The sequence below is a fragment of the Candidimonas humi genome, from assembly GCF_019166065.1.
GTDB lineage: Bacteria > Pseudomonadota > Gammaproteobacteria > Burkholderiales > Burkholderiaceae_B > Candidimonas > Candidimonas humi.
The window spans coordinates 89,293-115,717 of sequence record NZ_JAHTBN010000011.1 but is presented as its reverse complement, the minus strand read 5'-3'; the positions used below and the strand labels follow the sequence as shown (position 1 = coordinate 115,717).

Sequence of the window (26,425 nt, the reverse complement as noted above, 5' to 3'; positions counted from 1 at the left end):
CGGGCAGAAACACGCCATGCGTCGTTGCGGACTCGTTGCGTGGGGCGGCCACGCGGCCTCGCCCGCGCCTAGCCTGGCGTGTTTCTGCCCGCCAGTGTGGCACCCCTTTTAGTGTGAACAGGCCCTAGAACGGGGTACCTCCCTCCGGTTCGATGACCCGCTCACCTCCGGGAGGCACCCCGTTCTCTCCGCTCGTTCTGTAGACGGTTGAGGTGCTCCGGTCGCCCTAGCGGTGCGCTTCCCGCAGGCTTGCGAAGCTGATGATGCGCCCCGCCAGGGCGCTGGCGGCCACGGTGTAGGGGCTGGCCAGCCAGACCTGGCCCGGGCCCGAGCGTCCGGGGAAGTTGCGGTTGATGGCGCTGATGGTCACTTGGGATGCCGAGGTCGATTGTCCCGGCCCGCAGTTGGCGCAGGCGCCGCAGCCCGGCATGACGAGCGTGACGCCGGCCTGCTCGAAGGTATCCATGTAGCCGCGGTCCAGGCAGTACCGGCGCACGTCCAGTGTGCCGAACTGCAGGTACAGCCGGGTGCCCGGCGCGATGCGCAAGCCTTGCTCCAGGCCCCAGCTCAGCACCTCGTGGTAGTAGTCGAAATCCTCGCGCTTGCCGGCCGTACAGGAACCGCCGTAGGCGATATCGACCGGCACGGCCTCGGCCAGATCGTCGGCGGCCATGCCCTTGCCGGGGTCGCCGGGGCGCGCCAGCATGGGGCCTATGGCGGCGGCGTCCAGCCGGATCGTCGCCTTGTATTGCGCGTCCGGGTCGCTGGCCATCCAGGGCTCGATCTCGAAATCCATGCCGCGCCGTTCTTTGAGGAAGGCTACGGTGCGTTCGTCGGGGGCGACGATGCCGGTGAAGCCGCCCAGTTCGGCCACCATATTGGTGAGGGTGGCGCGCTCGTCCACCGGCAGGGCGCGCATGGCTGAGCCCGTGTATTCGAAGACCGCGCCGATGGCCTCGCCATTGCGGATCGCGTCCTGGCGCAGCAGATGCAGCACGATGTCCTTGGCGGTCACGCCCGGCCGCAACTGCCCGTCGATTTCCACGCGCAGCGTGGGGGCGACGCCGCAGCGTACATAGCCGGTGACCCAGCTGTTGGCCACCTCGGTGGCGCCGGCGCCGAAGGCCAGGCAGCCCAGCGCGCCGGAATGCGGGGTATGGGAATCGGTGCCCACCACGACCTGGCCGGGCAGGGCATACTGCTCGGCCATGACCGCATGGCAGATGCCGTCCGAGCCCGAGCCGTCGGGCAGCGCGCCGTGCACGCGCACCGGATGCCGGCTCGTGAAATCGCGATGGCCCCGTTCCAGGTTGGCCACCCCGGGCAGCAGGCCGTCGCGCACATGCGGCACGCTTTGCGGCGCCAGCACCAGGTGGTCCTGGAAGGCGACGATGCGTTCGGGCCGGAGCAGGGCGGCGTCCGGGCCGAAGGCCTGGTCCATCATGTAGGCGCTCATGCCGGTGAAGTAGTCGTGGCTGAAGCGCCAGTCCGCCGCCACGAAGACCCCCGCGCCCGGCGCCATGGGCGTGCCGGGGTGCAGGTGGCGCTCGATGATTTTTTCTACCAGGGTGCGCGGCCGTGGCGCGGCGGCGAGTGGCGCGGCCGCCGTGGCCGGGTCGGGCCAGCTCGCGGCCTTGCTGTAGGCCATCAGGCCGCCGCTGGCGACGATCTCGCGGGTGAGCTCGTCGCGGCCCTGCAGGAATTCGTCCAGGCCTATGGCCTCGCCGGCCCGGATGCGGTCCAGCAGCCCGAAGTCGGTGCTGGTGTAGATGCCCAGGTTGTCGCAGTTCTGCTGGTAGATGCGCTCGAAGCTCTCGGCGATGATCAGGCGTATGCCGGCGGCGCGCTCGGCCAAGGGGCTGGATTCGCGTGACGAACCCTTGCCGTAGCGCTTGCCCGCCACTGTGACGCAGAAGCCGCCGTTGCGCACGGCATCGGGCCCGATGGGCAGGCGCTCGCCGGCCTTGAAGCCGACGTAGGGATAGCGGCCGAGCCGTTCGTCATAAGTGAACATGACGGTGACCGGGGTGATTTCGTCGGTGGAGACATCGTCCCGCAGGGGCATGGCCTCGGCCAGGGACAGGTCGGCGCCGGCCAGTTGCGCCTCGATACAGGCGGGATCCTGCGACAGATACAGTATGCGGCCGGTGAAACGTATGATTTTTTCCATGGAATTCCTTGCTGCGCGGGGCTGGGCTGCGCAGCCATACGATACGGCCCGCGCCGGCGCCGATGAAGTGCCGCATGGACATGGCAGCCTTCTCGCATCGCGATCGTCGGGCCGGCCTTGCGGCTTTACTATTTTCTGCAACAGGCCGCGCGGCCCGCTGCGCCTCCGAGGCCGCCGGCATATCCACCACGGTTCGACATCATGCCCCAGACCCTGTACGACAAAATCTGGAATGCCCATGCATTCGCCACCGACCCCAGCGGCACCAGCCTGCTGTACATAGACCGCCATCTCATGAACGAGGTGTCCAGCCCGCAAGCCTTCGAAGGCTTGCGGCTGGCGGGTCGCCAGCCCTGGCGCGCGGCATCCTGCCTGGCTGTTGCCGACCACAATGTGCCCACCACCGATCGCAGGCACGGTATCGCCGACCCGGTATCGCGCCTGCAGGTGCAGACCCTGCAGGACAACACCGCGGGCCATGGCATGGCCTTTCTCGGCATGGACGACGTGCGCCAGGGCATCGAGCACGTGGTCGGACCCGAGCAGGGCGCGGTGCTGCCCGGCATGACGGTGGTCTGCGGGGATTCCCATACTTCCACGCACGGCGCCTTCGCCTGCCTGGCCTACGGCATAGGAACGTCCGAGGTGGAGCACGTGCTGGCGACGCAGACCCTGCTGGCGCGCAAGATGAAATCCATGCTGGTACGCATCGACGGCGTGCCCGGCCCGGGCGTCACCGCCAAGGATATCGTGCTGGCGCTGATCGGCCGCATCGGCACCGGCGGCGCCACGGGCTGCGCCATTGAATACGCCGGCTCCGCCATCCGCGCCATGTCCATGGAGCAGCGCATGACCGTCTGCAATATGTCCATAGAGGCCGGCGCACGCGCCGGCATGATCGCGGTGGACGAGGTCACGCTGGACTACCTGCGGGGGCGGCCGGGGGCCCCGGACGGCGCGCTCTGGAACCAGGCCGAGGCTTATTGGCGCACGCTGCATTCGGACGAGGGCGCGGTGTTCGACGCGGTGGTCGAGATGGATGCCGCGCGCATCGTGCCGCAGGTTACCTGGGGCACTTCGCCCGAGATGGTTGCGCCGGTCGACGGCCGCGTGCCAGACCCCGACGCCGAGCCCGATCTCGTCAAGCGCGAGGGGATGCGGGGCGCCCTGGCCTATATGGGGCTGGAGCCGGGCACGGCGATTACCGGCATCCGCCTGGACAAGATTTTCATCGGCTCCTGTACCAACTCGCGCATCGAAGACCTGCGCGCGGCGGCGGCCGTGGTGCGCGGCCGGCGCGTCGCGCCCGGCATCCGGCTGGCCATGGTGGTGCCCGGATCGGGCCTGGTCAAGGCCCAGGCCGAGCGCGAAGGCCTTGACCGGGTATTCCTGGTCGCGGGCTTCGAATGGCGCGAGCCAGGCTGCTCGATGTGCATGGCCATGAACGCCGACCGCCTGGCCCCGGGCGAGCGCTGCGCGTCCACTTCGAACCGCAATTTCGAGGGGCGCCAGGGCCAGGGCGGGCGCACGCACCTGGTCAGTCCGGCCATGGCCGCGGCGGCCGCGATCGCCGGCCATTTCGTCGATCTGCGCGTGCCGGCCTAGGCCGGCTCGTCGGCGTGCCGAGGGAAAAGAAGCAGGGCCCCGCCGCCATGCGGGGCGGCTGCAGGCGGCGCCGGCGCGCCTTGAATGAAGGCTGGCGTTGCGGCCGGCCTTCATGCATGGACCGCCGCTATCGGCCGCCGCGTCGGGGCCGCAAGCCCGCTACAGTAAAATGCCTGCACCTTTCGCGGCCGCGGTTCGGCAGTGTGCGGATGCCGCTGGCTTCCGCTGCGCGTCCGGCCCGCGGGATGGCGGGGCGGCTTTGCCGCTCTCTAGCGCCCGTACCGGGGCAGACATGAGAAACCTGATCCGAAGAATCGACCTGACGACACTGCGCCTGTTCGTGGCCGTCTGCCAGGAAAAGAACATCGCCCGGGCCGCCGAGCGCGAGTGCATCGCGCCCTCGGCGGTCAGCCGGCGCATCGCCGAGATCGAGCACAGCATAGGCCTGCCGGTGATCCATCGCGAGTCGCGCGGGATCTCGGTCACTCCCGTCGGGGAAACGGTGCTGCGCCACGCGCAGGACATCATCGCCAGCATCGAGCGCCTCACTGCCGAACTGACGCAGTTCGAGACCGGCGCCAAGGGGCGGGTGCAGATCGTCGGCAATCTGTCGTCCATCGTGCAGTTCCTGCCCGAGGACCTGGCCGCGTTCCAGCGGGTCTTTCCCGATGTCGACATCCAGCTCGAAGAGCAGACCAGCCACAATGTGTTGCGCTATGTGGAAGAGCAGGATTTCGACCTGGGCATCTGCAATATGATCCCCGGCGTCGAGCGCCACGAACACCTGCCTTATCGCACGGACCACCTGTTCCTGATGGTGCCGCGCCAACATCGCCTGGCGCAGATGCCGGCGGTGCGCATGGAGGATTTCCTGGGCGAGAGCTTCGTGGGCCTGGGCGACGAGGCGGCGCTCACCCGCCTACTGTCGCAGCAGGCCGAGGCGCGCGGCGCGACCTTGCACGTCAAGATACGCGTGGGCAGCCTGGATGCGCTCTGTCGCATGGTGCACGTGCGGCTGGGCATCGCCGTGGTGCCGCAGCACATCGGCGAGCTCTATATCAATACGCTGAATGTGCGGCTGGTGCCGATCCAGGAAGACTGGGCGGTGCGCCGGCTGGTGGTGATCTTCCGCCAGCGCGAACGCCTGTCGGCTGCCGCCGCGTCGCTGCTGAATTTCCTGACCAGCCGCGAGTAGCGACGGCGCTGCAGTCTGGCCCGGCGGCCAGGCCTGCCGCTGCCGGGCGGGCATGGGCCGGGCTTGCTGCGGGGCGTTCCGCGCCGGGCGCGGGCTCTTTTCGCCCCGGTGCCTGGGCTTATTTCTGCACCAGGTGCAGCGCCTGGATGATGGGGCCGTAGCGCTGCGCTTCTTCATCTATCATCTGGCGGAATTGCGCCGGCGTGCCGGGCAGCGGCCTGAACGACAGTTCGTGGAAGCGTTTCAGCACTTCGGGATCGTGCAGTGCCGTGTTGACCGATTTGTTGATTCTGTCGACGATGGGCTGCGGCGTGCCCTTGGGCACCGCGATTCCCGCCCAACTGCCGCTGTCGAAGCCCTTGTAGCCGAGTTCCGAGATGGTGGGCACGTCGGGCAGCGAGGGCGCGCGTTCCTTGCCGGTGACGGCCAGGGCGCGGATCTTGCCGGACTGGATGAAGGGCAGAGCCGGGCCCACCGCGACGATGCCTACGCCGATCTGGCCGCCGGCCAGGTCATTGAGCATATTGCTGCCGCCGCGATAGGGGATCTGCGTAGCCTGGAAGCCGAAGTGCTGGCGGACTTCCTCGAAGGTCAGGTGCATGGAGGTGCCCACGCCCGGGCTGCCGTAGCTGAGCTTGCCCGGATTGGCCTTGGCATAGGCCACCATGTCCTTGAATGTCTTTGCCGGCAAGGCCTTGCCGGCCAGGATGACGTGCGGCGCGATGCTGATCGCGGCGACCGGCACGAGGTCGGCGACCGGGTCATAGGAAAGATTGGGCGTCAGGTACTTGGCGATGGCGAAGTTGCCGCCATACTCCAGCAAGGTATAGCCGTCGGGCTTGGAGGCGGCGACCTTGGCGCCGCCCACGTTGCCGCCGGCGCCGCCGACGTTTTCCACGATGATGCTCTGGCCGAGGTTCTTGCTCATGGACTTGGCCATCAGCCGGGCCAGGAAATCGAACTGGCCGCCGGCGCTGAAGGGCACGACCAGGTGGATGGGCCTGGAAGGATAGGCGTCGTCCGCGGCCAGGGCGGGCGCTGCCGTGCACAGGCCGATCAGGCCGCACAAGGCGAGGCGCGAGGCTAGGGTTGGGATCTTCATATAGGGGTCTCCTGTGGTGTGGATGCGCTTCGACCCGGAGCGCTCAGGATCCGGTTTGTTGTTCGAGCGTACGGCCTTATTTTTAGCCCGGCTGGGCCGGGCGTCTGATTCCGCTGCGGCGCGACCCGATAACCGCGTGGCATGAGGACGCGAATATACGCGCAATCGACATGCGGCATGCCGGCCGCGCCGCCCGGGCCGTGCGATTTCGGGGCGGGAGGCTGTTGCTTGCGACAGGCCGGCGGCCGATCGCCTGTGGACCATGGCCTAGGATTCGTGGCTCGCCGCGCCGCCGATAACTTCGCGGCATAGGAATCGCCGAAAGCGTTATCCCGTCGGTGGCGGCCAGGCCGCACCATAGCATCCACATTCCCTAGCTCGAGGCCTGACTCCATGAATCAAGGACGCTTCATCAGCCGCAATGCGCGGTACTGGCGGGACCATACCGCCATCATCTTCAACGATATCCGTATCAGCTATGGCCAGCTCGACGCGCGCTCGAACCGGCTGGCCAGCGCCTTGCTGGGCCTGGGCCTGGCCAAGGGCGACCGCGTCGCCATCCAGGCCTGGAACCGGCCCGAGATCATCGAGCTGGAATGCGCGCTGTACAAGGCGGGCCTGGTCAAGGTGGCGCTCAATGCGCGGCTTGCGCCGGCCGAGCTGGTGGAGACCGTCAATAACGCGGATGCGCGCGTGCTGCTGATCGACCGCGCCCACATGGACAGCGTGATGGCCGTGGCCGGCGAGCTTCCCGGCATCGAACACATCGTCGTCATCGGCGCGGCCTACGGCCAGGACGAAGGCCGCGCGCAGCTTCCGGCGCTTGCCCCGGGCCGGCGATCATATTCGTATGAAGGCCTGCTGGCTGCGGCCGCCGACCACAATCCCGATGCCGAGATGCAGGCCGACGACCTGGCGGTGCTGCATTTCACCTCGGGTTCGACCGGCAAGCTCAAGGCCGCCATGCAGACGGTGGGCAACCGCCTGGCCTCGCTGCGCAAGGTGGTGATGGGCCGGATGCGGGCCGACCCGGGCGATGTGCTGGCCCTGGCCGGCCCCATCACCCACGCCAGCGGCATGTTCATGCAGCCGTTCCTGTTCCAGGGCGGCACCATCCTGCTGCACGAGCGTTTCGACCCCGAGCGTTTCCTGGCCGCCGCGCAACAGTACCGCGCCAAGTTCACGTTCATGGTGCCGACCATGGTCAATATGCTGATCACGCACCCGTCGCTGCATCGCTACGACCTGAGCGCGCTGCGCCAGATCTCGTACGGCGGGGCGCCGATGGCGCCGGCGCGCATCCGCGAGGCCTGGGAGGCCCTCGGGCCGGTGCTGGCGCAGGGCTATGGCGCGGGCGAGACGACCGGCGGCATGGTGATGCTGAGCAACGCCGATCACGGCCGCGCCATGCAGGCCAAGCCCGAGCTGCTGCAATCCTGCGGGCGGCCCTTCGGCGAGACCGAGGTGCGCCTGCTGGACGACCGGGGCGTGCCGGTGCCTGACGGCGAGATCGGCGAAATCGCCGTGCGCGGGCCCGACGTGTTCGCCGGCTACTGGCGCGAGCCGGAACTGAGCGCGCAGGCGCTGCGCGACGGCTGGTGCCATACCGGTGACCTGGCACGCAGCGACGAGGAAGGCTATCTGTACATCGTCGACCGCAAGAAAGACATGATCATTTCCGGCGGCTTCAACGTCTACCCCACGGAAGTCGAGCAGGCGCTGTACCAGCATCCCGCGGTCTTCGAGGCCTGCGTGTTCGGGGTGCCCGACGATATGTGGGGCGAGTCGGTCAAGGCCGCGGTGGTGCTCAAGCAAGGCGCCTCGGTCGACGCGGCGGCCCTGGCCGCCCATTGCAAGGCCTTGCTGGCGGACTTCAAGAAGCCCCGGTCCATCGAGATCCTGGACGAACTGCCCAAGAATTCCAACGGCAAGATATCCAGGAAAATGCTCAAGGACCCGTACTGGACCGGGCAGGACAGGCGCGTGGGTTGACGCCGGCGCCGGGCCGTCGGCCCCAGCAGGCAAGCCCGGCAGGCAGGCCCGCGGCCTAAAGTGCGGGCTTGTTCTGGTGCAGCATCTCGATGAAGCGCAGCGCCAGGGGCGACAGGTACGAGCCGCGGCGCGTGGTAATGCCCATGCGCCGCGGCCAGGATGCCTCGCGCAAGGGGATCACCCGCAGCCCGCGGCTTTCGGGGCGTTTCATGGACGATTCGGTGGCCACGGTCAGCAAGTCCGAGGCGCGCACCATGCTGACCATGGAAAAGCTGGTCGAGCTGGATTCCACCACTACATTGGGCGGCGGCAGGCCATGCTCGGTAAAGCGGGCGTCGATGTTGCGCCGCGCCACCACCTTGCGGCCGGGCAGCAGCCACGAGGCTTGCGCCAGGTCGGCCAATTGCAGCTTGGGCTGCAGGAACAGCGGGTGGCCTTCGCGCGCGATCACGTGCAGGTTGTCGGAAAACAGGGCCTGCTGATCGAAGTCGGGGTCCGACGGCGTCTGCTGGGCGCTGATGCACAAGTCCAGGTCGCCCAGGCGCAGGGCCGCGAACAGCCTGTCGTTCAGGCCTATCGTCACCAGCACGCGGGCCGCCGGGCGCTGTTGCAGCAGCAGGGCGCAGGTGGTGCCGAAGTAGTCGGCGTAATTGGGCGGCACGCCCACCCGCAGCATGCCGACCTTGCCCAGGTGCAGGTCGCTCGCTTCCCTGACTGCCTGGTCCATGGCGAACCTGACTTCGCGCGCCCTTTCGAAGAAGGCCTGGCCCACCGTGGTGAGCACCATGCCCTTGGGCGTGCGCTCGAACAATTGCAGGTTCAGTTCCCGTTCCAGCCGCTGCACGCCCTTGGTAAGCGCCGGCTGGGTCTGGCCCAGTTGTTCTGATGCGCGCCCCACATGCCCGGTTTCGGCAACGGCGAGAAAATAATTCAGGTCCTCCAGGCGCACGGCATTCCTCTGCGTTATCAGAATCTTCGCAAGAATAATCCGCCAATCGAAGCGGCCCTGTCAACATGGGGCCATTCGTACCGATCAATGTCCGAGGCGACTCATGAACCTTAATCACGCGGCCGCAGATGCGGAACTGCAGTCCATCCGGGAAAGGCTGCACCAGTACATCACCGAAGAGCTCATCCCTTTCGAACGCGCCAGCGGCTTCACCTACGAGGACCGCTATTCCAAGGAAACCGTGCGCACGGTCTGGCAGCGCTGCCGCGAGCTGGGTTTCTATGGCCTGCAGGTGCCGCCTGCGCTGGGCGGCAAGGGCCTGGGGGTGCAGGACTTGTGCGTGCTCAAGGACGACGTGGCGGCCTCGGGCGCCATCTTGTTTCCGCACATATTGGGCGACTGGGGCGGCCCGTCGCGCATCGGCAACCTCATCAAGTACGCCACGCCCGACCAGGTCGAGCGTTTCATCCTGCCGGTGGTGCGGGGCGAGATGGGCACGTGCTTTGCCATGACCGAGCCCGAATCGGGCTCGGACGCGGGCAGCATCCGCACCCGCGCGGTGCTCGACGGCGACGACTATGTGATCACCGGCCGCAAGCATTACATCAGCGCCTCGGCCTTTGCCGATTATGCGATCACCATGTGCGTGACCGATCCGGACAAGGGCACCGACGGTATCTCAGCCATCCTGGTCGAACTGGACCGGCCGGGCGTGTCGCTGACCTACGATTGCCTGCCCATGACCGGGCAGCATGTCGACGCCGATATCGAGTTCGACCATGTGCGCGTGCCGCGCGCCAATCTGCTGGGCAAGGAGGGCGAGGGTTTCAGGACGGCGATGGGCCGCATCAGCGTCAACCGCCTGCTGCATTGCCCGACCATGACGGGGCTGGCCCGCCAGGCCTACGAAATGGCGCTGGACTATGCAGGGCGCAGGCGCCAGTTCGGCGGCCCCATCAGCCGCTTCCAGGCCATCCAGCACATGCTGGCCGACATGGCCACCGGCCTGTATGCCTGCACCAGCATGATCATGGACGCCGCGCGCAAGGCCGACGCAGGGCAGGACATCCGCAAGGAGGCCTCGATGTGCAAGCTGTTCGTGTCGGAAAAGTGCTTCGAGATCGCCGACAAGGCCATGCAGATACACGGCAATGTGGGCGTGACCAAGAATCATCCGGTGGAATTCATCTTCCGCCGCTTGCGGCTGTACCGCATCGTGACCGGAACCAGCGAAATCCAGCGCAACACCATCGCCAAGGCGGTGCTGGCGCAGGCCTAGCCCTTATTGGTCTTCCGTCGCGTGGTCGATCGAGCGCAGGCGGCTGCGGCGCTGCACTTCTTCGCTCAGCAGCTCGTGCCGCAGCCGGGTGCGGGCGCGCAGCGCGTTGCGCACGTGGCGCACGGCGATTTCTTGCGCGGCATCGGCATCGCGGCGGGCGATCGCCTCGCTGAGCTCGCGGTGTTCGGCCACGACTTCCTCGCGGCGTTCCTTGATGACCAGGGTGGAAACATTGCGATAGGCGGCCAGCGTGTCCGCGGTCTGCAGCAGGAACTTGAGCAGCAACTGGTTGTGGGCGGCGTGATAGATGACGTTGTGGAAGCTGCGGTTGTGCTCGAACATGCGGCGCGGGTCGTCGCTGAATTCGGCTTCGGCCTGGCTCAGGTGCAGCAGCGTTTCGATTTCGGCATCGGTGGCGTGCTTGGCCGCCATGGCGGCGGCCCCGCCCTCGAGCAGTTGGCGCACTGCGTACAGTTCCTGCAGCGCGTTGTCGTCGATGGACGCGACCACCAGGCCGCGGCGCGGGTGCTGGCGCAGCAAGCCTTCGTTCTCGAGCCGGCGCAGGCCCTCGCGGGCCGGCGTGCGGCTGATGCCCAGCCACTCGGCGACCTTGTATTCCGATACGCGTTCGCCCGGCTTGAGCTCGTTGGCCAGGATGGCTTCCCGTACCGATTCGTAGGCGACGTCTCCCAATAGCAGGTTCGCGCCGCTCACTTTCTTTATCATTGATATGGATCCGCGTTATTGATCAGGGCCAGTGCCGGCACGAACCCGCGGCGGCCGCTGCGTCGTCCCGGCACTGGTATTTTACGCCGCCCCGGCGCCGCGGCCTCCCTGCGTATCGCAAATCCGTATCAGGCGCCGCCCATGGCCGCCTGCCCGGCCCCTTGCCCGGCGATGCGGCCGAACACCGCGCCCGAGACCAGGCCGGTGCCGCTGGGGTAGTTGAAATAGAACAGCCCGCCCACCATTTCGCCGGCGCAGTACAGGCCGGGCATGGGTACGAGGTCGACATCCAGCACCTGGCCCTTGTCCGGATCTATGCGCAGCCCGCCGAACGTGAAGGTGATGCCGCAGGTGGTGGCGTAGGCATGGTAGGGCGGGGTGTCGAGCGCCTGGGCCCAGTTCGACTTGGGCGGCTCTATGCCCTGCGTGCAGCGGCCGTCCTTGATGGCTGGATCGAACGGGACGTCGCTGCGTATCGAGGCGTTGTAGTCCTTGATGGTCTGCAGCGCTGCGCCGGAATCCACGCCTTCGAGGCGTTCGGCCAGCTCTTCCAGCGTATCGGCGGTGACTTTGGTGATCATCTTCACGCGGTATTCGGAGCGCAGCAGCTTGTTGATCTTGGAGTCGAACACCTGCCAGGCGAACTGGCCGGGCTGCTTGAGCAGCTCGCCGCCGTACTTGGCGTAGGTGAACGAGTGGAAATCCAGGCCTTCGTCCACGAAGCGCTTGCCCTTGGCATTGATCAGCAGCCCGAAGATGTAGCTGTGCTTCTGGAACTGGTCGCCGACGTTGACGTCGCCGAATTCGGGCGCGTTCAGGTCCCAGCCCGTGGCGTGGCAGCCCGACCAGTTGCCGTAGGGGGCGGCGCCCGCGTCCAGCGCCATCTTCAAGCCCTCGCCCTGGTTGAAGCGCGAGCCGCGCACCTTGGCCAGTTCCCAGCCCGTGCCCAGGTAGCGGGCGCGCATCTCGGGATTGGCCTCGAAGCCGCCGCAGGCCAGCACCACCGACTTGGCGCGAAAGACGACGGGGCGGCCGGCCTGGTTGGCGCGCAGGCCGACGATGCGTTCGTCTTCTATGATCAGCGAGCGGGCCCGCGTGTTGTAGTGGATGTCGATGCCGGCCTTGGCGGCGGCGCGATCCAGGAATTGCACCAGTCCGGCGCCGCCGCCGGACACTTCGATGGGCAGCCGGCCGAAGAACTTGCGCCGGCCGTCGACCAGCACCGATTGGCGGCCGTAATTGGGCACGAACTTGACCCCTTTCGAGCGCAGCCAGGTCATGGCCTGCAGGCTTTGCGTGACCAGGATTTCCGAGAGCTGGGGGTCGGTGCGGTAATTGGTCAGGCGGAACAGGTCGTCGAAGAATTCGTCGGTGGTATTGGTGAAGAAGTCGCTGGTGGCGACTTCTTCATCGGTCAGGTCGGTGACTTGTTTGAGGTCGTCCACCGATGAATACGCGAAGCGCATGACGCCGCCGGCAAAGCGGCTGTTGCCGCCCGATTCGTCTTCGTTCGCGGCTTCCAGCATGGCGACGCGGGCTCCAGTGTCCCGGGCGGCCAGCGCGGCGCACAGTGCCGCGTTGCCCTTGCCCACCACGATCACGTCGTACTGATGAGTCTGCTGTTCCAATTCAATTCCCTCATATTTCTATAGTTGCGCCGGCTATCAGCGCGGTGATCTCGCCCATGCGGGGCAGGGTGTGAAAATGCTCGATCGCCTGGACAATGCCGGCCACGGCTTGCGCGCGCAGCACGCCGTCCGCGCACAGGCGGAATTTCTCGCGCAGGCGCTCGGCGGGCAGCGGATTGGCCGAGGTGCGGCCCAGGGGCTGGTCGACTTGCGCGGCCAGCTTGCGGCCGTCGGCGAGGGTGACCTGGACCCAGCCGCCGAAATGATTGGCGGGCGCGAATCCGCCCACGCCTGTATGGTCGTAGGCCTGGACGTGGATGCGCGGCAGCAGCGCGCGCACCCGCGGCTGCAGGTATGCGCCGTCCTTGAAGTCAGCGACGCCGATATGGCCGTCGGCCAGCGCGCGCGCCAGCACATATTGCAGGCTGAACTTGGCGTCCAGTTCGCTGGCGGGGTCGGGACGGTTGGTGTGCTGCAGGCGGCGGCTGTGTATGGCGGCATCCACGCGGGCCACGGCTTCGGGCGCCAGCTTGTGGCGGCCGACCAGTTCCAGCATGGCGTCGATGGCGGGGTGAGTGCTGCCGCAGCACGGGTATTGCTTGATGGCGATGCCGGGTTCGATGATGTCCAGCGGATCGGCCCAGGCTTGCAGCGCGCGTTCGGTGTCATAGGTGCCGGGGCCGTTGAACACGTCGAGAAAGCCCTGCTTGTGCTCGAACACGGTGTCGGTGTTGGCGGTATAGCCGCTGGCCGCCAGGCGCGCCGCGTACAGGCCGTTGCGCGCGCAATGGCCTACGTGCAGCGGCTTGGTCATGGTGCCGAAGTTGGCCTTGATGCCTGATGCGAAAGAGGCCGCCAGCGCCAGCGCCGTCGCGGTTCTTTCGCCGTCCAGGCGCAGCAGCCGGGCGCAGGCGGCCGCGGCGCCGAAGGCGCCCAGCGTGGCGGTGGGGTGCCAGCCCTTGGTGTAGTGGTGAAAATTGACGGCCAGGCCCAGCTTGGTCTCGGTCTCGAAGCCGACTATATAGGCATGGGCGAATTCCAGGCCCGAGCTGCCGAGCTGTTCGGCCAGGGGCAATAGCGCCGACAACACCGGCGCGGAAGGGTGGCCGCCCATGGTGTTGTTGCAATCGTCGAAATCCAGCGCGTGCGAAGCGGCGCCGTTGATCAGCGCTGCGTCCAGCGTCGCGGTGCGGCGCGGCGTGCCCAGCACCAGGGCCGGGCCGCTGGCGCCTTCCAGCGATTTTTCGGCCAGCGCGGCGGCCGGCTCGTGGCTGCCGGCCAGGGTGACGCCCAGCGTGTCGAGCAGGCCTGTGCCGGCCCAGTGCAACGCTGCTACGGGCAGCGGCCGCGCGGGGAAGGCGGCGATGCGCTCGCCCAGTTCGCGCGCCAGGCCGGCAGGCTGCACGCCGCTTTCCTGCGGCGCGCTTTCCGTGCCGCGTTCTTGGTCCATGACTGTCATGTGTGGATCCCCAGCTGGGTGATGAGCTTGCGCCATTTCTCGACCTGGGTGCGGATATGGGTCGCGAATTGGGCCGGACTGCTGCCCACGGGCTCAGAGCCGTCGGTGCTCATGCGCGCGGCAATATCGGGCAGCTTCAGCGTGCGCACGATCTGGTGGTTGATTTTCTCGACGATGGCGGCGGGGGTATGGGCCGGGGCCAGCATGCCGTACCAGTCCGTGACTTCGAAGCCCGGCACGCCGGCCTGGCTCATGGTCGGCAGTTCGGGCGATGCGGCCGAGCGCTTGGCCGTGGACACCGCCAGCGGGCGCAGGCGCCCCGCGTGCAGCATGGCATTGGCCTGCAGCCGCGTGCTGAACAGCATGTCGATTTCGCCGCTGACCACTGCGGTCATGGCGGGCGAGCCGCCTTTGTACGGCACATGGGTAAGCGGGATCTTCGCCATCGACGAGAACAAGGCCCCCGACAGGTGGCTCAGGCCGCCTATGCCGGAAGAGCCGTAGGTCAGCGGCTTGGCCTTTTGCGCGGCGCGCTGGCGGGCCAGGGCGATCAGGTCGGCGACGTTCTTGACCGGCAGCTTGGGGTTGACCACCAGCAGATAGGGCTGCGCGGTGATCTGCGTGATGGGCGCGAAGTCGCGCAGCAGATCGTAGGGCAACTGGTGGCCCTGCAGGGTGACGTTGACGGTGGCGCTGGCGGTGATCATGCCCAGCGAATAGCCGTCCGGCTCGGACTTGGCGATGAGCGCCAGGCCTATGGTGCTGTTGGCGCCGGGGCGGTTCTCGGGAATGATCGATTGCTTCCAGGTCTCGGACAGTTTTTGCGCCACGGCCCTGCCGATGATGTCGGTGCCCCCGCCGGGCGCGAAAGGGATCACCAAACGTACCGGGTGCGAAGGGTAGTGCGCTGCGGCGTCGGCGGCGCGGGCGAATGCGGCCGGCGCGGCGCCGGCCAGCATGCCCAGGCCCATGCCGAGGCGGTTGAACTGTCTGCGGCTCTGATTCATAGGCTTGGTCTCCTCTATATGCCTGGCGAACCCCGTTGCGCGGGCAATGGCCCTGGCGACATTCGAATGCCTTGCTGCGGGTTCGCTGAAAAATAGAATACCATAGTATACTGTTTTGAAGCGAGCCTATTCCGGCGAGCCGGGCCCATACTGTTTGCGCGAGAATCGGCAGTTGCATGCGTACGCCGATGTGGGCCGGGCGCGGCCCGTCCGTTTTTTTATTCCCCGGGCAAATCCCTCAATTCCCGACCGAGCCATGACTGCACATACTTCGATTTCCGCCAATCCCTACACCCGCGGCATTGCCGAATTCGTTTCCGGCCTGCACTACGAAGCCATACCGTCGCAGGTGCTGGACCGCATCAAGCTGCTGATGCTCGACTCCCTGGGCTGCGCTCTTTACGGCGCCGATCTGCCGTGGACGCGCATCATGCAAAAAACGCTGGGGGCGGTCGATTCCACAGCCCGGCACGTGGTCTGGGGCACCGGCCTGAAACTGTCTTCGCCCCATGCGGCGCTGGCCAACGGCACGCAGGTGCAGTCCTTCGAACTGGACGACGTGCACCGCCAGGGCGTGCTGCACGTGGGTGCAGTAGTGCTGCCGGCACTGGTGGCCATCGCCGAGGGGCACCGCAAAATGGACGGGCGCGAATTCCTGGCCGCGGCCGTGGCGGGCTATGAAATCGGCCCCAGGGTGGGGCTGTGCATGGGGCCGGAACACATTGCCCAGGGCTGGCATTCCGGCGCCACGCTGGGCGTGTTCTCGGCGGCGGCCGGCGCCGCGCGCGGCCTGGGGCTGGACGCCGAGCGCACGGTGCACGCGCTGGGCATCGCCGGCACGCAGTCCAGCGGCCTGATGGCGGCGCAGTACGGTGCGATGGTCAAGCGTATGCACGCCGGGCGCGCATCGCAAAGCGGCCTGTACGGCGCGCTGCTGGCCGAGCAGGGCTTTACCGGCATCGTCAATGTGCTGGAAAGCGAGTACGGCGGCTTCTGCAGCACGTTCTCGCGTTCGCACGACCGCTACAAGCTGGACGAACTGACCGCCGGCCTGGGCCAGACCTGGCAGACCATGGGCGTTGCGCTCAAGTTCTATTCCTGCGTGGGCAGCAATCACAGCACGCTCGACGCGGTGCGCAACATCCAGGCGCAGCGCCCCTTCGGCGAGGCCGACATCGAGAAGATCGTGGTGCACGGCTCGCAGGTCACCATGGACCATGTAGGCTGGAAGTACGAGCCCCAGGGCCTGACTTCGGCGCAGCTCAACCTGCCGTATTGCGTGGCCACCTGGCTGCTGGACGGGGACTGCTTCGTCGACCAGTTCACCGAAGACAAGGTGGCCGATCCCGAGCGCATGCGCGTGGCGGAAAAAGTGCAGGTCATGCACGATGCCGAGATCACGTCCAAGGGCTCCAAGTACCGCCACATGGTGCGGGTCGAGGTGTTCTTCAAGGACGGCGCGCGGCTCGAGAGCACGGTCGAGGCCGGCCGCGGCAACGAGAGGAATTTCGCCAGCCAGGCCGACGTGGTCGAGAAATTCGACAAGCTGGCCTCGCATGTGCTGCCGCAAGACCGGGTCGAGCGCATCCGCGACTGGATGCTGAACCTGGAGCGCCAGGCCGACGCGGGCGAACTGGCAGGGCTGCTGGCCGGGCGTTGACGCCGAATCCGCGGGATCATGCACGTGCCCGCGGGCGCGTCATGGCCCCCGCTTCGATATTTCGGCTTGCTGTCCATTAAAGCCTGCTGTCCATTAAAAGGAGGGCTCTTGCTTGAGCACTGCCGCATCGAACACCGAAAAAGACGATACCGCCGCCCTGCGACTGGCGCGCTTCGCCGCCGGCTTGCGACTGGCGGACGTCCCTGCCGAAGTCCGAGCGCGCGCGCGGGCCTGCATTGCCGATGCGCTGGCCTGCGCCGTCTACGGCAGCCGGTTTCCCTGGAGCGCGGCGACGGCCGCCTATGCGCGCCGCTACGGCGGACAGGGGCCCTGCACATTACTGGATAGTGGGCCTTCCGGGTCGGCGCCGGGCGTCGCGGCCCCGGCCGCCGCTTTCGCCAACGCCTGCTCGGCCCATGCCTTCGAGCAGGACAGCCTGCGCTTCCCGGGGGCGGGCGTGCATCCCGGCGCGGTGCTGGTGCCGGCGCTGGCCGCTGCCTGCCAGGAAACCGGCGCGAGCGGCGAGCGCGCCTTGCTGGCCTTCGTCGCGGCCTGCGAAGTGCTGTTCCGCATCGGCGCGGCCAGCCGCCACAGCAGCGAGGCCCTGGGCTTTCATGCGCCGGGCCTGACCGGGCCTTATGGCGCGGCCGTCGCCGCCGGCCTGATCTATGGGCTCGACGCCGAACAACTGGCGCATGCCCTGGGCATCGCGGGCTCGATGTCGGGCGGCCTGCTGGCCTTCACCAAGGCGCGCCGCGGCGCCACGGTCAAGCGCCTGCACATGGGCCGGGCCAGCGAGGCCGGCATCGTCGCGGCGCGCCTGGCCTCGGAAGGCTATGGCGGGCCCGAAACCATCTTCGAAGGCCGCTACGGCTTCCTGGACGCCTATTGCCGCGAGGCCGCGCCGGCGCTATTGACCGACGGCCTGGGCAGCAACTGGGAAACCCTCAAGATCTGCATCAAGCGCTATCCCTGCCATGTCACCGCCCAGCCCACCATGCAGTGCCTGCGCGGGCTCATGGCCGAGCACGGCTTCGGCGGCGAGGACGTGGCGCGCCTGGAACTCGAATGCAGTCCCAAAGTGGCCAGCCACCACGACATACGCGAACCGGGCGATGTCATGAAGGCGCAGTACAGCGTGCCGTTCTGCGCGGCCCTGGCGCTGTATCGCGACCCCGAGAACCCCGATTCCTTCGACGAGTCCGCCTTGCGCGACCCGGGCATAGCCCGGCTGTGCCGGCAACTCGAGCTGCGCAGCGCCACGGACCTGCCCACGGCCTGGAGCGCCCGCATCGCTATCGAACTACGCGACGGCCGCCGCCTGCAGGCCCAGGCCGAAGGCTTCAAGGGCATGCCCGGCACGCCCTTGTCGGACGACGAACTGGAGCATCGCTTCCTGCTGCTGACACACTCCGCCCTCGGTGCGGAGCCGGCGGCCGGCTGGTACGCCAGGCTGGCCAAGCTGGAGGCGCAGCCGGGGTTTCCGATGCCGGCTTGAGCGCCGTTATGGTGTGCGGTGGCGCGGCGCAGGGTGCCGCCGCCACGAGGCCACATTCGCCTGCTACGCGCCGAGCCGACATGATCCCGGGCGCGGCTTGATCCTTGGCCCTTGGTGCCGGCCCGGGATTCGATTTACTTCTCCAGCCCGATATCCTTCAGGAACTTGCGCCGCGAAGCGACTTCCTCGGCGACATGGTGCTGCATCTGGTCCACGCTCAGGTGCAGCGGCGATTGGACGTTGCTCTTCATGAAGGCCTTCCAGGCTGGGTTGGCTTCGACCTTGTCCATGGCCGAGGTGAGCCTGTCGATCACGGGCTTGGGCGTCCCGGCCTTGACCATGACGCCGCGCCACAGGGTTTCGACTACGTCGTATCCCTGCTCCTTGAAGGTCGGGACATCGGGAAAGTAATCGTCGCGCCGCGGCGTGCTGATGGCCAGCAGGCGCAGGTCGCCGTTGCGCAACTGGGCCAGCGCCGAACTGGGCGTGATGACGGCGGCGTCCAGGACTCCGCCCATCAGGGCGAGCACGGCCTGGTTGCCGCCTTGAAAGGGAATCCAGACGCTCTTGAATCCCGCGGCCTGTTGCAGCTTGTAGAAGACGAACTGGTGGAAGCCGGCCGCCGCGTAGCCCCCCACATTGACCTTGCTGGACGGATTGCGCAGCGCCTTCACCAATTGCGCCAAGTTGTGGAACCTGCTGTCTTTACGGACGACGATGGCCGAAGGTTCTGCCTGCAGGCCCCGGATGAAAATAAAGTCGCGGGGAGTGAACTTGGATTTGCCCTCGGCCATGAGGAAAGAGGTGGAGCCGGTAGCCGAGACCACGGTGTAGCCGTCGGCCGGCATGCTCATCGCCGCGGCCATGCCCACGGCGCCGGTGCCGCCCGGCTTGTTCTCGACGATGACGGTCTGTTTCAGTTCGTCGCCCATGAACTTGGCCAGTGTGCGCATCATGAGGTCCAGGGGCGAGCCGGCGGCCGAGGTGCAGATGAAGTGTATGGGCCGATCGGGATAGCGGGCATAGCTGGGGGTGCTGTAGATCAACAGTGCGGTGGCCAGCAACAGTAATCGGGTAAGGGCAGCACGGAAATATTTCATGTTTGTCTCCTCGCGGATGGGGTTGATCCCGTGTTCGTGTGGCCGCACGGCGCCAGGATTCAGAATTCGCCCGCGGTCTCGTCTTCGCTCATGCGGAATGTGCGTGCCGGGTATTCCTGGCCGGGACGCGCCCGGACGGCCTCTTCGATGACGTCCAGCCCCAGGCCGGGCTCTTGCGGCAGGGTGATGTAGCCATTGACGGGAACCAGAGGGTTACGGGTCACGACGTGGCCGAATTCCTCGTAGGGCAGGAAGTATTCGGTCAGCGTGAAGTTGGGCATGCAGGCGGCCGCGTGCACGGTCGCCGACAGCGACAGGGTGGTGGAGTTGTAGTTGTGCGGCGATACCGCGACCATTTCCACCTCGGCCGCCGAGGCGATCTGCATCAGTTCCAGTATGCCGCCGCAGTTGGATACGTCGGGGTTGATGATGTCCACGGCCCGTTGCCTGAACAGGCGGCGGAAGTCGGCCCGGCCATACAGCGCTTCGCCGCTGACCACGGGAATGGGGCTGGCGGCGCGCACCTCGGCCAGTGCTTCCATGTTCTCGGCTTGGCAGGGCTCTTCGAACCAATAGGGCTCGAACTCGGCCAAGGCGCGGGATAGCGCTATGGCGTGCATGGGCGCCAAGCGCCGGTGGATATCCAGCAGCAGGTCTACATCCGGGCCCACCGCAACGCGCACCGCGCGCAGCACCTGCACCGCGTGCCGGATATGTTCCTTGGGCACGTAGGTGCGCCAGGGGCGCGGCAAGGGGTCGAATTTCATGGCAGTGAAGCCGGCCCGCACGACTTTTTCGGCGGCGCGGGCGAAATCCTCCGGCTTGTGCATCTTGTAGCTCCAGCCGTTCGCATAGACGCGGATCTTCTGGCGGCATGGCCCGCCCAGCAGGTTGTAGACCGGCTGGTTCGTCGCCTTGCCGGCCAGGTCCCAGAGCGCTTGTTCGATGCCCGACACTGCGCACCAGTATTCCAGCGATGCGCGACGCTGGGCATAGTCGTCGAAGGCGATCTGCACGAAATGGCGGATGTGGAAGGCGTCGCGCCCTACCAGGTACTGGCCCAGCGCTTCGACCTGGGCCGCGATGGCCCGGTCGCGGTCATACTGGCTATAGGCTTCTCCCCAGCCTACCAGGCCGTCTTCGGTTTCGATCCTGACGAAGACCAGGTTTTTCCTCCAGCCGGGGTGGACGACGAGGCATTCGACTTTGACGACTTTCATGGTTGCAGTGTCCTGGCTTTGATGTTGCAGGCCTTCGGATGAAGGGGCTCGAAGCCAATATATGCAGCGCAGGCAATGATGTAAATGAGATAATCCTGCTATAACTCGATGCCATATTTGATATATATAAGAGAGGTATCCCAGCGTGTCCGCCCCATCGGGAAAGCCCATGCAGCGACGCCACATCGAGGCCGTGGTCGCCATTGCCGATCATGGCTCGGTGCATCGCGCAGCCGCCGCGCTTGGCATGCCTCAGCCCGCGCTGTCGCGCCTGTTGGCCGAGGCGGAGGCGCGGCTGGGCGGGCGCCTGTTCGATCGCTCCGTGCATGGCAGCAAGCCGACATTGCAGGGCCGCACGGTATTGGCCCAGGCGCGCTTCGCGCTGCACAGCATGCAAAGACTGGATCACGCCATGGATGCCAGCGGGCCGGTTGTGAGGCTGGGCTGCATACCCAGGGCCATGCATACGCTGATGCCCCAGTTGCTGACTCGCCTGTATCGACCTGCGGCGCAGGATGCCGGGCGATACGGCCAGCGCGCCATGCGCATCAGTGTGGTGGAAGACAGCTCCATGCGGCTGTTTGCCGCGCTGCGCGAAGAAGCCCTGGATTTCGCCGTGATGCGCCATGAATCCGGCCCGTCCGGCATAGGCAAGGAATTTGCAGTCGAGCGCCTGTACGACGAGCGGCCGCTGATCGTATGCGGCCGGGCCAATACGGCGCTGGGGAACGGGCCGGTCGCGCTCGCAGACCTGGCCGATCACGAGTGGATCCTGCCTTCGTCGCAAACCACGTCGCGCGCCATGCTCGAGCGTTTCTGGGCCCGGCATCGGCTGCCGGCGCTGCGCTCGGTCATCGAGACCCGGACCTTCGAGTCCAATCTGGGGCTGGTAGCCGAAACACCTTTTATTTCCGTGGTTCCGGAATTCATCGCGCGCCGCTACGAGCGGCTCGGCCTGGTGCGAGTCCTGGACGTGCGGCCGGCCTTCCCGGCGAATCCGGTCATGCTGGTATGCAGCCACGAGGCGCGCGGCGACGAGGTATTGGATCTGTTCCGGCGCATGGTGCACGAGGCGGCGCGCGGAGCCCGCAAAAAGCCCTGAGAAGACGGCCGCACCCGGGTTCGATAGGGTCGGGAAGACCGTGGCGGCGCCCCAGGTCGCCGATGGCTCCGGCGCGGCCCGACTATGCCGGCTCGGTATCGCCCGCCATGGCGCCGCGGCGCCGCGACAGCCACGCCAGGATGGCGACGGCCAGCAGGTTGCAAGCGGCACTGGCCAGGATGGGGACGGCGTAGCTGTGGGTCAGGTCGTAGGCGTATCCGGCCGCGCTTGGGCCGATCAGGTTGCCGAAGGCGACGCTGGTGTACAGGATGCCGATCAGGCCGCTGATATTGCGCCCGCCGAATTCGTCCATGACCAGGGCCGGCAGCAGGGCTACATAGCCGCCGTAGCACACGCCGAACAGCAGGGCGAACAGGAACAACGCCCACATCGAGGTCGAGGCCAGCCATATGAGCAGGGCCAGCGCCATGCCGGCCAGCATGGCCAATAGCGCGGGGCGGCGGCCCATGCGATCGGCCACGCCGCCCAGGAAGAAGCGGCCGGCGGTGCTGCCCACGCCGATGGCGCCTATCAGCAATACCGCGGCCGATTGCGCGATGCCGTGGTCCTGGGCGTAGGGCACCAGGTGCACGAAGGGCACGAACAGGCCGAAGGAACTGAACAGGCAGGCGGCGTACAGGGCGATGAAGGGGCGGGACCGGAGCGCGTCGCGTATCGAGGCGCCCGGCACGATCGCGGCTGTCCGATGCGTTGCCGGTGCGCCATGGGTGGATGGGCCGGGATGATCGGAATGATCGCCGAGCGCGGAGTGATCGGCAGGCACTGAATGAACGGCCGGCGCGGAACGGGAGAGTGACGCTGCGGGCGGGACGGGTGTAGCGGCTGGCGGCGCCGGATCGCCATCGGGCTGCAGTCCGCGGCTTCGCGGCGAGTCTTCGATCAGCAGCGCCATGCCGGCCCCTAGCACCACGGCGATGACGGCCAGCACCATGTAGGCGCCGCGCCATCCCGTCAGGGGTATCAGCAGGGATACCAGCGGCGGCATCACCAGCGTGCCCACGCCTATGCCGCTGACCGCCAGCCCCGACGCAAAGCCGCGGCGCCTGACGAACCAGCGCTGCACGGTGCCCATGGCGGGCACATAGGCGCAGCCTACGCCCAGCCCCACTCCCAGGCCATAGCCGAGGTAGACCTGTGTCAGGCTGTGCGCCATGCCGGCCGCAGCCAGCCCCGCCGCGGTGAGCAGCATGCCCAATGCCGCCAGGCGCCGCGCGCCCCAGCGGTCGGCCAGCGGCCCGCTGATCATGCCGAAGCCGAAATACAGGAATCCCGCCAGCGCGAACACCAGCGACACCGAGCCGCGCGTGGCGTCGAAGTCGCGCTGCAAGGGCTCGACGAAGGCGCTGAACGAATAGGCGCAGCCGAATCCGACGAAGGTGACGGCAAAGCCGGCGGCGACCACCAGCCATCCGTAGAACAAGCGGGGCTGCGGTTGTGCTGCAGTGGGCGAGGGCTGGTGCATGCGGCGGCGCGGCGGCTATATGGGACGGCGATGAGGGAAATAAAGCAGGGGCTGGAGCAAATATAGCCCAGGCGGGGCCGCATGCGGACGGCCGGAGATTCCGGACAGCATGCAAGAAGGCTTGACCTTAACATTATGGGAAGCCTTACAGTATCTTCAATCATAGGCAAGCCGCGGGCCGTGGGCCCGCAAAATACCGAAATGACCCAAACTCCGAATATCGCCGCCGGCCACCTGGATGGACCGGATTCCGCGGCCCCCGGCACGGCCGCCAGTATCCCTGTGCTGGGCATGAGCTGCGCGTCCTGCGTGGGGCGCGTGGAGCGCGCGCTCGCGGCCGTGCCCGGGGTAGCGCGGGCCAGCGTCAATCTGGCGCGGGAACGCGCCGACGTCTCCTTGTCGGACGCCGCGCAGTTGCCCTCCGCCATTGCCGCTGTGGAGGCCGCGGGCTACGAAGTGCCGCGGCAGTCCATGGAACTGGCCGTCGCCGACATGAGCTGCGCGTCTTGCGTGGGGCGCGTCGAGCGGGCCTTGTCCGGGGTGCCCGGCGTGACCGGCGCCGCCGTCAACTTGGCGACCGGGCGGGCGCAATTGCAGGTGCTGCCCGGAACTCAGGCCGACGCATTGCTGCGGGCGGTGGCGCGCGCCGGCTACGAGGCGCGCGTGCTGGGCGATGCCCCCGGGCAGCAGGACGACACGCAGGCCCGGCGCGCGCGGGAACAGGCCGGGCTGCGGCGTGCGCTGATCCTGGCGATCGTGCTCGCGCTGCCGGTGTTCCTGGTCGAAATGGGCGGCCATCTCTTCCTTGCCTGGCATCATTTCATCGAGGCCACCATTGGACGCCAGGCGAGCTGGGTGGCGCAGTTCGTGCTGACCGGCCTGGTGCTGTTCGGCCCGGGCTGGCGCTTTTTCCGTCACGGGATTCCGGCCTTGCTGCGCGGAGCCCCGGACATGAATTCGCTGGTGGCCTCGGGCACCCTGGCGGCATTCCTGTATTCGTCGGTCGCCACCTTCGCGCCGGGTCTGCTGCCGGCCGGCACGGTGCATGTGTATTACGAATCGGCCGCCGTCATCGTCGCCTTGATCCTGCTCGGCCGCTACTTCGAAGCGCGCGCCAAGGGGCGCGCCTCGGCGGCGATCGAGCGCCTGCTGGACCTTCAACCGCGCACGGCCCGCGTGCTGCGCGACGGCGAGGCGCACGACGTGCCGATCGCCGAAGTGCGCAGCGGCGATCTCGTCCAGGTGCGCCCCGGCGAGCGGATCGCCGTGGACGGCGAGGTCGTGGAAGGCGCGAGTTTTGTCGATGAATCCATGATCAGCGGCGAGCCCATGCCGGTCGAGAAGGGCCCGGGCGCGACGCTGGTGGGCGGCACGATGAACCAGAACGGCGCCTTGGTTTTCCGGGCGACGCAGGTGGGAGGCTCCACCATGCTGGCGCAGATCATCCGCATGGTCGAACAGGCGCAGGGCTCCAAGCTGCCCATCCAGGCCTTGGTCGATCGCATCACCATGTGGTTCGTGCCGGCGGTGATGGCCGCGGCCTTGCTCACTTGCGTCGCGTGGCTGGCCTTCGGCCCCACGCCGTCGCTGGGCCTGGCGCTGGTCAATGCGGTGGCGGTATTGATCGTCGCATGCCCCTGCGCCATGGGCCTGGCTACTCCCACGTCCATCATGGTCGGCACCGGCAGGGCGGCGCAGCTCGGCGTGCTGTTCCGCAAGGGCGAGGCGCTGCAACTGCTGGAAAAGACCAGCGTGCTGGCGGTCGACAAGACGGGCACCTTGACCAAGGGCCGGCCCGAACTGACCGATCTGCTGCCCGCATCCGGCTTTGACCGGCAGCGGGTCCTGGCGCGGGTCGCGGCCGTGGAAGCGAAATCCGAGCATCCGATCGCCCGCGCCATCGTCGCCGCGGCCCGGGCCGAGGGCATTGCCGTGCCCGAGGCGCGCGATTTCGCGGCGGCTGCGGGCATGGGCGCGGGTGCGCAAGTGGATGGCGAGCGCGTGGATGTCGGCGCCGACCGCTACATGGCGCAGTTGGGCCTGGATGTGTCGGTCTTCGCCGAGGCGGCGCGAGGCCTTGGCGAGCAAGGCAGGACGCCGCTATACGCCGCCATCGGCGGCCGGCTGGCCGCGATGCTGGCGGTGGCCGACCCGCTCAGGGACACCACGGCGCAGGCCATACGCACGCTGCATGGCCTGGGCCTGAAGATCGCCATGGTCACGGGCGACAACCGGCGCACCGCGCAGGTAATTGCATCGCAGCTGGGCATCGACGAGGTGGTCGCCGAAGTGCTGCCCGCGGGCAAGGTGGATGCCGTGCTGCGTCTCAAGGCGGGGCACGGCGCGCTGGCCTATGTGGGCGACGGCATCAATGATGCGCCCGCGCTGGCCGCGGCGGACGTGGGCCTGGCCGTGGGCGGCGGCACCGATATCGCCATCGAGGCAGCCGATGTGGTGCTGATGTCGGGAGACCTTGACGGCGTGGCCGCCGCCATAGCGCTGTCCAGGGCCACCATGCGCAACATCCGGCAGAACCTGTTCTGGGCCTTTGCGTACAACGTGGCCCTGATCCCGGTGGCCGCGGGCGTGTTGTACCTCTTCGGCGGCCCGTTGCTGTCGCCGGTGTTCGCCGCCGCGGCCATGGCGCTTTCCAGCGTGTTCGTGCTCGGCAACGCATTGCGCCTGCGGCGTTTTTCTTTTCGATGATCGATGATGGGAGCTTGAACCATGCAAAAGACCTTGTCTATCCGAACCTTGGCAGCCTTGTCCCTGTTGCTGCTGGCGGGTGCGGCACAGGCCGCCGGCGGCGCGGCCCATGAAGCGGGGCCGGCGGCCAAGCCGGGCATGCACGAACATGCACACGAGTCCGGCGCCGGCCGGCCCGGCGATCCGGCGCGTGCGGACCGCACGATAGATATTGCGATGCGCGACAGCATGCGCTTCGTGCCATCCAGCCTGAGCGTCAGGCCCGGCGAAACCGTGCGCCTGCATGTCGTCAACGAAGGCAAGCTGCGCCACGAACTGGTGCTCGGCTCGATGCACGAATTGCAGGAGCATGCGGCGATGATGCGCAGCATGCCCGGCATGAAGCACGAAGAGCCCAATGCGCTGTCGCTTGCTCCCGGCAAGCAGGGCGATCTGGTGTGGCAGTTCGGCAAGGCCGGAACCGTGGATTTCGCCTGCCTGGAGCCGGGCCATATGGAAGCGGGCATGAAGGGCGCGATCAGCGTGCGTTAGGCACAGGCCGATC

19 protein-coding genes are annotated in these 26,425 nt (G+C 67.4%); 9 read left to right on the top strand and 10 right to left on the bottom strand.

Features of this window, described 5'->3' with window-relative positions:
- Nucleotides 1-226: 226 nt before the first annotated feature.
- Nucleotides 227-2,170: an aconitase family protein gene (locus KVP10_RS18770; protein WP_217966267.1), complete on the bottom strand. Its 1,944-nt coding sequence runs from the start codon at nt 2,168-2,170 to the stop codon at nt 227-229.
- 201 nt (nt 2,171-2,371) lie between these two features.
- On the opposite strand from KVP10_RS18770, the gene leuC reads away from it, so the two are divergent.
- Nucleotides 2,372-3,775, top strand: coding sequence for a 3-isopropylmalate dehydratase large subunit (leuC, locus tag KVP10_RS18765; RefSeq protein ID WP_217966266.1), 1,404 nt, complete (start codon nt 2,372-2,374; stop codon nt 3,773-3,775).
- A 292-nt stretch (nt 3,776-4,067) separates the two neighbouring features.
- Entirely contained in the window at nt 4,068-4,970 is a 903-nt protein-coding gene (locus KVP10_RS18760; RefSeq protein WP_217966265.1) for a LysR family transcriptional regulator, read from the top strand.
- A gap of 118 nt (nt 4,971-5,088) precedes the next feature.
- Here the strand turns inward: KVP10_RS18760 and KVP10_RS18755 are convergent, their stop codons facing one another.
- The gene (locus KVP10_RS18755) at nt 5,089-6,072 is read right to left on the bottom strand and encodes a Bug family tripartite tricarboxylate transporter substrate binding protein (RefSeq protein WP_217966264.1); all 984 of its coding nucleotides are present in this window, start codon (nt 6,070-6,072) and stop codon (nt 5,089-5,091) included.
- 393 nt (nt 6,073-6,465) lie between these two features.
- Between KVP10_RS18755 and KVP10_RS18750 the strand changes: the two genes are divergently transcribed.
- Entirely contained in the window at nt 6,466-8,064 is a 1,599-nt protein-coding gene (locus tag KVP10_RS18750) for an AMP-binding protein (RefSeq protein WP_217966263.1), read from the top strand.
- A 55-nt stretch (nt 8,065-8,119) separates the two neighbouring features.
- On the opposite strand, the gene KVP10_RS18745 is transcribed toward KVP10_RS18750, so the two are convergent.
- A complete protein-coding gene (locus KVP10_RS18745) occupies nt 8,120-9,013 on the bottom strand; it encodes a LysR family transcriptional regulator (protein ID WP_217966262.1) in 894 nt (297 codons plus the stop codon).
- A 103-nt stretch (nt 9,014-9,116) separates the two neighbouring features.
- Here KVP10_RS18745 and KVP10_RS18740 point away from each other — a divergent pair, with 103 nt between their 5' ends.
- Entirely contained in the window at nt 9,117-10,292 is a 1,176-nt protein-coding gene (locus KVP10_RS18740) for an acyl-CoA dehydrogenase family protein (protein WP_217966261.1), read from the top strand.
- A gap of 3 nt (nt 10,293-10,295) precedes the next feature.
- Here KVP10_RS18740 and KVP10_RS18735 read toward each other — a convergent pair whose 3' ends face one another.
- The 4 genes from KVP10_RS18735 to KVP10_RS18720 form a co-directional block, all read right to left on the bottom strand.
- Nucleotides 10,296-11,018 carry a GntR family transcriptional regulator gene (locus tag KVP10_RS18735; RefSeq protein ID WP_217966260.1) on the bottom strand — a complete coding sequence of 241 codons (723 nt, stop codon included), beginning with the start codon at nt 11,016-11,018 and terminating at the stop codon, nt 10,296-10,298.
- Nucleotides 11,019-11,146: 128 nt separating this feature from the next.
- Nucleotides 11,147-12,646: an FAD-dependent tricarballylate dehydrogenase TcuA gene (gene tcuA, locus KVP10_RS18730; protein ID WP_217966259.1), complete on the bottom strand. Its 1,500-nt coding sequence runs from the start codon at nt 12,644-12,646 to the stop codon at nt 11,147-11,149.
- Nucleotides 12,647-12,656: 10 nt separating this feature from the next.
- Entirely contained in the window at nt 12,657-14,105 is a 1,449-nt protein-coding gene (locus KVP10_RS18725) for an MmgE/PrpD family protein (RefSeq protein ID WP_217966258.1), read from the bottom strand.
- On the bottom strand, nt 14,102-15,112 hold the full coding sequence (locus tag KVP10_RS18720) for a tripartite tricarboxylate transporter substrate binding protein (RefSeq protein WP_217966257.1): 1,011 nt from the start codon (nt 15,110-15,112) through the stop codon (nt 14,102-14,104). The genes KVP10_RS18725 and KVP10_RS18720 overlap by 4 nt, the downstream gene beginning before the upstream one ends.
- Before the next feature lie 256 nt (nt 15,113-15,368).
- Between KVP10_RS18720 and KVP10_RS18715 the strand changes: the two genes are divergently transcribed.
- Nucleotides 15,369-16,772 (top strand): MmgE/PrpD family protein, encoded by a 1,404-nt coding sequence (locus tag KVP10_RS18715; RefSeq protein ID WP_217966256.1) that lies wholly within the window; start codon nt 15,369-15,371, stop codon nt 16,770-16,772.
- A gap of 112 nt (nt 16,773-16,884) precedes the next feature.
- On the top strand, nt 16,885-18,270 hold the full coding sequence (locus KVP10_RS18710) for an MmgE/PrpD family protein (RefSeq protein WP_217966255.1): 1,386 nt from the start codon (nt 16,885-16,887) through the stop codon (nt 18,268-18,270).
- 134 nt (nt 18,271-18,404) lie between these two features.
- Here the strand turns inward: KVP10_RS18710 and KVP10_RS18705 are convergent, their stop codons facing one another.
- Complete coding sequence (locus KVP10_RS18705; RefSeq protein WP_217966254.1) at nt 18,405-19,370, bottom strand: tripartite tricarboxylate transporter substrate binding protein; 966 nt, start codon at nt 19,368-19,370, stop codon at nt 18,405-18,407.
- 59 nt (nt 19,371-19,429) lie between these two features.
- Entirely contained in the window at nt 19,430-20,590 is a 1,161-nt protein-coding gene (locus KVP10_RS18700) for a mandelate racemase/muconate lactonizing enzyme family protein (protein WP_217966253.1), read from the bottom strand.
- A 169-nt stretch (nt 20,591-20,759) separates the two neighbouring features.
- Here KVP10_RS18700 and KVP10_RS18695 point away from each other — a divergent pair, with 169 nt between their 5' ends.
- Nucleotides 20,760-21,692, top strand: coding sequence for a LysR family transcriptional regulator (locus KVP10_RS18695; protein WP_217966252.1), 933 nt, complete (start codon nt 20,760-20,762; stop codon nt 21,690-21,692).
- Nucleotides 21,693-21,774: 82 nt separating this feature from the next.
- On the opposite strand, the gene KVP10_RS18690 is transcribed toward KVP10_RS18695, so the two are convergent.
- Nucleotides 21,775-23,175 (bottom strand): MFS transporter, encoded by a 1,401-nt coding sequence (locus tag KVP10_RS18690; RefSeq protein WP_217966251.1) that lies wholly within the window; start codon nt 23,173-23,175, stop codon nt 21,775-21,777.
- 201 nt (nt 23,176-23,376) lie between these two features.
- Between KVP10_RS18690 and KVP10_RS18685 the strand changes: the two genes are divergently transcribed.
- Nucleotides 23,377-25,881 (top strand): heavy metal translocating P-type ATPase, encoded by a 2,505-nt coding sequence (locus KVP10_RS18685; protein WP_217966250.1) that lies wholly within the window; start codon nt 23,377-23,379, stop codon nt 25,879-25,881.
- A gap of 21 nt (nt 25,882-25,902) precedes the next feature.
- A complete protein-coding gene (locus tag KVP10_RS18680; RefSeq protein ID WP_217966249.1) occupies nt 25,903-26,412 on the top strand; it encodes a cupredoxin domain-containing protein in 510 nt (169 codons plus the stop codon).
- Nucleotides 26,413-26,425 lie beyond the last annotated feature (13 nt).

Excerpts from the sequence above, each read along its gene's own strand:
- KVP10_RS18770 (WP_217966267.1), bottom strand. The coding sequence starts at position 2,170 with ATGGAAAAAATCATACGTTTCACCGGCCGCATACTGTATCTGTCGCAG.
- leuC (WP_217966266.1), top strand. The coding sequence starts at position 2,372 with ATGCCCCAGACCCTGTACGACAAAATCTGGAATGCCCATGCATTCGCC.
- KVP10_RS18760 (WP_217966265.1), top strand. The coding sequence starts at position 4,068 with ATGAGAAACCTGATCCGAAGAATCGACCTGACGACACTGCGCCTGTTC.
- KVP10_RS18755 (WP_217966264.1), bottom strand. The coding sequence starts at position 6,072 with ATGAAGATCCCAACCCTAGCCTCGCGCCTCGCCTTGTGCGGCCTGATC.
- KVP10_RS18750 (WP_217966263.1), top strand. The coding sequence starts at position 6,466 with ATGAATCAAGGACGCTTCATCAGCCGCAATGCGCGGTACTGGCGGGAC.
- KVP10_RS18740 (WP_217966261.1), top strand. The coding sequence starts at position 9,117 with ATGAACCTTAATCACGCGGCCGCAGATGCGGAACTGCAGTCCATCCGG.
- KVP10_RS18735 (WP_217966260.1), bottom strand. The coding sequence starts at position 11,018 with ATGATAAAGAAAGTGAGCGGCGCGAACCTGCTATTGGGAGACGTCGCC.
- KVP10_RS18725 (WP_217966258.1), bottom strand. The coding sequence starts at position 14,105 with ATGACAGTCATGGACCAAGAACGCGGCACGGAAAGCGCGCCGCAGGAA.
- KVP10_RS18720 (WP_217966257.1), bottom strand. The coding sequence starts at position 15,112 with ATGAATCAGAGCCGCAGACAGTTCAACCGCCTCGGCATGGGCCTGGGC.
- KVP10_RS18715 (WP_217966256.1), top strand. The coding sequence starts at position 15,369 with ATGACTGCACATACTTCGATTTCCGCCAATCCCTACACCCGCGGCATT.
- KVP10_RS18705 (WP_217966254.1), bottom strand. The coding sequence starts at position 19,370 with ATGAAATATTTCCGTGCTGCCCTTACCCGATTACTGTTGCTGGCCACC.
- KVP10_RS18700 (WP_217966253.1), bottom strand. The coding sequence starts at position 20,590 with ATGAAAGTCGTCAAAGTCGAATGCCTCGTCGTCCACCCCGGCTGGAGG.
- KVP10_RS18695 (WP_217966252.1), top strand. The coding sequence starts at position 20,760 with ATGCAGCGACGCCACATCGAGGCCGTGGTCGCCATTGCCGATCATGGC.
- KVP10_RS18690 (WP_217966251.1), bottom strand. The coding sequence starts at position 23,175 with ATGCACCAGCCCTCGCCCACTGCAGCACAACCGCAGCCCCGCTTGTTC.
- KVP10_RS18685 (WP_217966250.1), top strand. The coding sequence starts at position 23,377 with ATGACCCAAACTCCGAATATCGCCGCCGGCCACCTGGATGGACCGGAT.
- KVP10_RS18680 (WP_217966249.1), top strand. The coding sequence starts at position 25,903 with ATGCAAAAGACCTTGTCTATCCGAACCTTGGCAGCCTTGTCCCTGTTG.